Raw genomic sequence first — 6362 nt, 5'->3', positions numbered from 1 at the left:
ATTGCGGCTTTCGGACCTGTTACCAACCTTGTGGTTGCTATTATTTTTACGGCTGTTTGGTGGCTTATCCCTGCGTCATATTTTTTTACCCAAGCCTTTGTCTATGCCAATATAGTCAATGCATTATTTAATCTTATGCCTGTTTTCCCATTAGATGGCGGAAGAATTATGCTGTGTCTGCTGTCTAAAAGATTTCCTCAAAACAAAGCTTATAAAATCATAAGGATAACGGGAATTATTTTGGGCAGCATGCTTTTGGTGTTATTTGCGGTATCAATATTTTTTGAGTTTAATATCAGTTTTTGCATTTTAGGCATTTTTGCCTTTATATGCGCACTTACTGGATCCAAAACAGACGGGTATATGCGCATATATAACCGCACATATAGAGCTCAAAACATAAAAAGGGGTTTGGAAATAAAAGAAATTGCGGTAAATGAGGATATGCCTTTGGGAGAAGTAATAAGGCTGTTTTCATCGTCTTACTATTACTATGTAAGAGTATTGGATGAAAAACTTAAAAACATCAAAACTTTAAGTGAAACCGAAATTGAAGATCTTTTGAACGCTAACAGTTATGTAACTCCCATAAAGGATGCGCTTAAAAAAAGCAAATTAAATTAAGATAAAGTTATTGAAATAGATTATTAATAAAGCATATTTTTTATACCAAAGTTGTTTTTTGTCTTAAAATATAGACTTTTGAAGATAAAAACTATATAATAATCTTCGTAAACAAAATTATCGAGGAACATTTTGATTAGAAAAAGCAGCATCTTTATAGATGTGGATTCGAGCAATGTCCGTGTGGCAATGACCGAAAACAACGAGCTAGCAGAATTTTATATCGAATCCTCATCCAAAAAAAAGCTGGTAGGCAATATTTACAAAGGCGTTGTAGTCAATGTCTTGCAGGGAATGCAAGCCGCGTTTGTAGATATAGGTTTGGAAAAAAACGCTTTTTTATATGTCGGCGATATGATTATCGACCGGTCTGAACTTGAAAACCATGTAATCGATATTCCTGAAAAGCTTACAATCAAGCCTGGCGATGAAATCATGGTGCAGGTTGTAAAAGACGAGGTCGGTACAAAAGGCGCAAGAATTTCTAGCAATATATCGCTGCCTGCAAGAAGCGTTGTTATGACGCCCACTCTAGATTTTTTTGGAGTATCGCGCAAAATTCAAGATGAAAAAGTAAGAGAAAAACTGCTTAAACTTGTTCAGGATCATGCGCCCAAAGGCTGCGGATTTATAATAAGAACAGTTGCGCCTGAAATCTCCAAGCGCGAAATTTTAAGTGAAATAAAATCTTTATATAAATTATGGGAAACCATTAATCAAAAATTCAAAACGGCACGCCCCCGCGAGCTTATTTATACAGAGGGCGATTTGGTTTTTAGAACTGTAAGAGATATGCTTAACAGCAACATTGAGCATATCATTACCAATTCAAAAGAAGTATATGACACGATTTCAGAACATCTGGTAAAAAGTCTGTCTGTTTGCGCCGACAAGCTGGAACTGTACACCGGCAAGACGGATATGTTCAAAAGCTATGGTATTCGCCAAAAAATTGACATGCTTTTAGACCGCAAGGTTTGGTTAAAAAGCGGCGGATATCTTATCATAGACAAGACCGAAGCGCTTACAGTTATTGACGTCAACAGCGGAAAATACACAGGAAACGGCACATTGCTTGAAGATACTGTTTTTGAGGTCAATCTAGAAGCAGCAGTAGAAATAGCAAGACAGATACGCTTAAGGAATATAGGCGGAATAGTAGTTATTGATTTTATTGATATGGAACTCAATGAGCACAAAGAAAAGCTGCTTCAGGTCTTGGAAGAAAATTTAAGCCGCGACCGTACCAAGTGTAAAGTTTTAGGCATGACGAGATTGGGGCTTGTAGAATTGACCAGAAAAAAAGTGCGCAATGATATATCAAGCTATCTTCAAGATGAATGTACTATGTGTCATGGTTCGGGCAGAATTTATTCTACTTCTTCAGTAGCCGACAGAATACGTACGGACCTTATGGATTTGTTTGCAACACTCAATCCGCCTGCTGTTACCGTTACGGTAAATCCCGAAGTAATGACAAAAGTATTTACGGGTGCGTTTTCAAAAGAATGTGAAACGATTTGGGCAGGAAAACGAATTTACATGATTCCTGATGAAAGATTAAGCAGAGAAATTTATCGAATTCAGGCAGAAAAAGACAAAATTTTAACTTTACCTGATACAGCAAGGCTGGTTTATTGAGAACTTTTGTGTAAGTTATGGCTTATAATATGATTTTATGATATAATCTTTTTTAATAATCAAGTTTGATGTTAAAAGGTTTATATTTTTATGAGATATATCAATAAAGAATACGGCTTTACATTCCGGCCTCCGTACTTAGAAAAGTTTTATAAAGAAGAACCCAAAGGTCCAGCAATAAAAAACGAAAATTATCCGTCAAAATATATAATAGGAGCGGGGCTTGATTATTCTGCAATCAACGGCGCAATGTTGATAGGAAAAAACGGCTCGTTGTGGGGAGTAAAGGTTACTTATCATAACGGCCGCAAATGGCTTGAAAATGAAGATTTTGTAGCGTCATTATCAAAATATAGTGTTTATTCTGAAGACGGCAATTATGCCAATTTTAACAGCGGGCCTTTATCTGTAAAATGGATTAGACAGGGCGAACAGGGATTAGGTATCCAAATCACAGCAAGCAGAAGATTAAGAGTCAGGGTGATTTTTTATCCTTGTTTTGGCTGGCCTGGAGAAATTAGTATTGAAGGCTCATATGTAAAGGGACGCTCTCCATATGTCGCGGTAATTCCAGGGGATATTCAGCTTAACGAACCCTATTCTGTTTTTAAAAATCGTTATCAAGTAATTTTGGACGACAAGCCCAATCGTGAATATTTTATGGCGCAAAGCTACAATAAGCCGCTAGATTCGGCTAACGGGGCGTTTAACGAAGTTATGATGGAATTTATCATCAATAACTATCAGCCCACGGTATATCTTTATTGCGCCATAGGCGATGAAAAGATTTTGGCTTTTGATATTCCCAACATGGACAAAATAGATAAACTCATTGAAACGACCGGAGATCTAAAATACAGCGTCAACAAGACATACGGAACAGGCATTCTGGGTACTGGGGTAGAGTGTATGTTTAATGCGTCTATGTGGTCCAGAGTTTATTATCCTTATCTTCTCAATACAATATCTACCGCAAAAAGACTAAAACTTAATGATAATTTTGACTTGTTTGGCATAGATGAAAATGCTTGTGCGCTTATCTCTTCGTGGGCTAGCGACAGCATTAATGTAGAAAATCAGCTTATATATACAGCAGAAGATAACATTTTCGGACTTATTGCTGCGTATCAAATTTTTGTGCGTACAAAAGATAAGTCCAGCTTTATAAAGTTATATTCTAAGTTTTCAAAACTTTACCCGCCTGACGGCAAGCTTGTACTTGACGAGAGCAAGGAAAAAACTCTTATTGCTTATAAATGGGTTGATTCGCCCATGAAAGAAACATCCAATATTAAGCCTATGTATTCTTTGGATCAAAGCTGTCTTAAGCTGCTTGCTTATGACATACTTGAAAGAATGGCTGTAAAATTCTTGATTCCCGAAGCTAGCGAGTATGGCGAAGCCAAAAAAGTATTGAAGCAAAAAATCAATGAAAAGTTTTATAACGAAAAATTAGGATTATATCTAAATAGATATACCGATGATTCATGGCCCGAAAACTATGGTGCAACCAGCTTTTATCCTTTGATTGCGGGAGCTGTTCAAAGCCCTGAACAATTGAGAGCTTTGGCTGACAACCTTACGGACAAGAAAAAGTTTTGGGGAGAATTTGTGATCCCAACTTTGTCTAAAAATAATAAGGAATACGGCAAAAAGGCGAACGATGTTTCGGGTAAAAAACCGCAGTATCTCGAATATCGCGGAACGATTATACCTTATGTCAATTATCTGATATATCAAGGATTAGTTAGATACGGACTTGACGAGATAGCCAGCGCTTTTGCATATAAATGCGCCAAGCTTTGGCAAAAGTTTAATAAATTTTATTTTAATGTCTATTCAAAATATTTACCTAACGGCAAAGTCCATAAGGATAAAAATAATATAAGCATGGAAGGAAATTTATTGGCGTTAATAGGTATGCAATCGCTTATTGATGTCGAATATTTTAGGGATGATCTAAAATTTGCTGTAAGATTTGGCACGTTTGCAAAAGGTTCTCACGCAATAACCAATCTAAAGCTTATGGGGCATTATTATAGTCTTGATGTTGATAATTATACTACGACATTGTTAATAGACAACAAAGAGGTGTTTAAGTCAGAAGGCGGACGTTGTATAGTTAGACAATTTATTGAGACTAAAGAAGACTACAGCTTTTTGATTTATGTGCCTATAGATCTTAATATTACATTAAAGCCTAGCAATCCTGTTCAGTTAGGCAAAAAAGCAGAATATGAATTCAGTGTTCCGGCGGGCAAGCATAAAGTGGTTATAACTGATCAAAATGCTTATGTAGAGCAAATATAAATTTTGGAAATATATATTTATCAAAAATCATTGTTTTAGATATATAAAGCTGATATAATGAGTGTGTTTTAAGGGTGTAGGATATGGAGAAACGTTCAAAGGAAATTTGGTTAAGTAATTTTTTTATAAGAAATAATACATTGTTTTTGTCAATAATAGATATATTTTTTCTTATAGCCTCTTATTTTTTATGCATTGTTTTTTATTTGTTCTTATATGAACAAAGACTAATGCTTTGGGTAGGCAATTTATATACCTTGGCGTTTTTGATTATTCCTTACGCTGCATTATTTAATTTGTTCGGATTATATCGCAATCTATGGCAGTTTATGAGCTTGAGAGACTTATTCAAATTGCTTTTGGTGCTTTTTAGCTCATCAATTATTTTTATCGTTTCATCATTTATTGCTTCAGGCGGCGATGTAACATATCTTATCTTTACAATAATAACTTCTCTTGTTGCTTCGGTATTGATTTTGAGCGGCAAGCTTTTGTATTTTATCATATATGAACGTATTCGCAGAAAGAAAACCACATCAGGAAAAAGGCTTGCAATTGTAGGAGCAGGACAAGCAGGCGCTTTTATGCTTGAAAATATTTTGGCAGAAAAAGACAATGAGTATTTGCCTGTATGCTTTTTTGATGATGATAAAAGTAAAATCGGTAAAAACATAAAAGGCGTCAAAATTGTAGGCAATACTGATTCGATTGAAATTTTGTGTTCTGAATTAAATATTGATGAAATAGCGGTTGCTATACCTTCTGCGACATTTGAGCAACGTCAAAGAGTATTAGAAAAATGTTTGAAAACCAAATGCAAGGTTGTAACTGTTCCGTCAATTACTGAACTTATAAGTCAAAAGAATATTTGGCAGACCAGACGTCATATTGATGTAGAAGATTTGCTTGACCGCGCGCCTATAAAACTTGATACCGATAAATTCATTGAAATGTATAAAGGAAAGGTGGTTTTGGTTACAGGCGGCGGCGGATCTATTGGTTCAGAGCTTTGCCGTCAAATAGCTAAGTATAACCCAAGACAGCTTATAATATTGGATATATACGAAAACAATGCTTATGAAATACAGCAAGAATTGAAGATGCAGTATGGCGATAAGCTTAATTTGGTAGTAGAAATAGCCTCTGTAAGAGATTATGACAAACTAGAAATATTATTCCAAAAATACAGACCTAATCTTGTTTACCATGCTGCTGCGCATAAGCATGTTCCGCTTATGGAACACAATCCAGATGAAGCTATCAAGAATAATGTATTTGGGACATACAATGTAGTTAAGCTGTCAGACAAGTATGGTGTAGAAAGATTTGTTTTGATTTCGTCAGACAAGGCTGTGCATCCAGCCAATGTGATGGGTGCTACCAAGCGTGTATGCGAAATGATTGTTCAGTCCATGAAGGACAACTCCAAGACCAAGTTTATGGCAGTAAGATTTGGAAATGTTCTTGGTTCTAATGGTTCTGTTATTCCGCTGTTTAGAAAGCAGATTGAAAACGGCGGGCCTGTACTTGTGACAGATAAAAATATTATCAGATACTTTATGACTATTCCTGAAGCTGTAAGCCTTGTAATGATGAGCGGAGCAAAAGGCGAAAACGGTTCGGTTTATGTGCTTGATATGGGCGCGCCTGTTAAGATTGATGACCTTGCTAGAAAGATGATAACTTTGGCAGGCTTTGTTCCTGACAAAGATATTAAGATAGAATATACCGGATTAAGACCAGGCGAAAAGATGTATGAAGAGCTGATACTTCATAAGGACCATTGC

4 protein-coding genes are annotated in these 6362 nt (G+C 36.0%); all 4 read left to right on the top strand.

The window, feature by feature from the left end:
• Positions 1 to 624 (top strand): site-2 protease family protein (locus tag VIL26_03310; GenBank protein ID HEY8389960.1); only part of this gene is annotated, 624 nt, incomplete at its 5' end.
• Positions 625 to 756: 132 nt separating this feature from the next.
• On the top strand, positions 757 to 2265 hold the full coding sequence (locus tag VIL26_03305) for an Rne/Rng family ribonuclease (GenBank protein ID HEY8389959.1): 1509 nt from the start codon (positions 757 to 759) through the stop codon (positions 2263 to 2265).
• Between the two features lie 90 nt (positions 2266 to 2355).
• Positions 2356 to 4575, top strand: a complete 2220-nt coding sequence (locus VIL26_03300; GenBank protein ID HEY8389958.1) for a hypothetical protein — start codon at positions 2356 to 2358, stop codon at positions 4573 to 4575.
• 83 nt (positions 4576 to 4658) lie between these two features.
• On the top strand, positions 4659 to 6362 hold a 1704-nt coding region (locus VIL26_03295), incomplete at its 3' end, for a nucleoside-diphosphate sugar epimerase/dehydratase (protein ID HEY8389957.1).

This window comes from Clostridia bacterium, assembly GCA_036562685.1.
Classification (GTDB): Bacteria; Bacillota; Clostridia; order Christensenellales; family DUVY01; genus DUVY01.
Note: the sequence above shows the minus strand (reverse complement) of the source record. Positions and strands in the feature narration are given on the sequence as shown.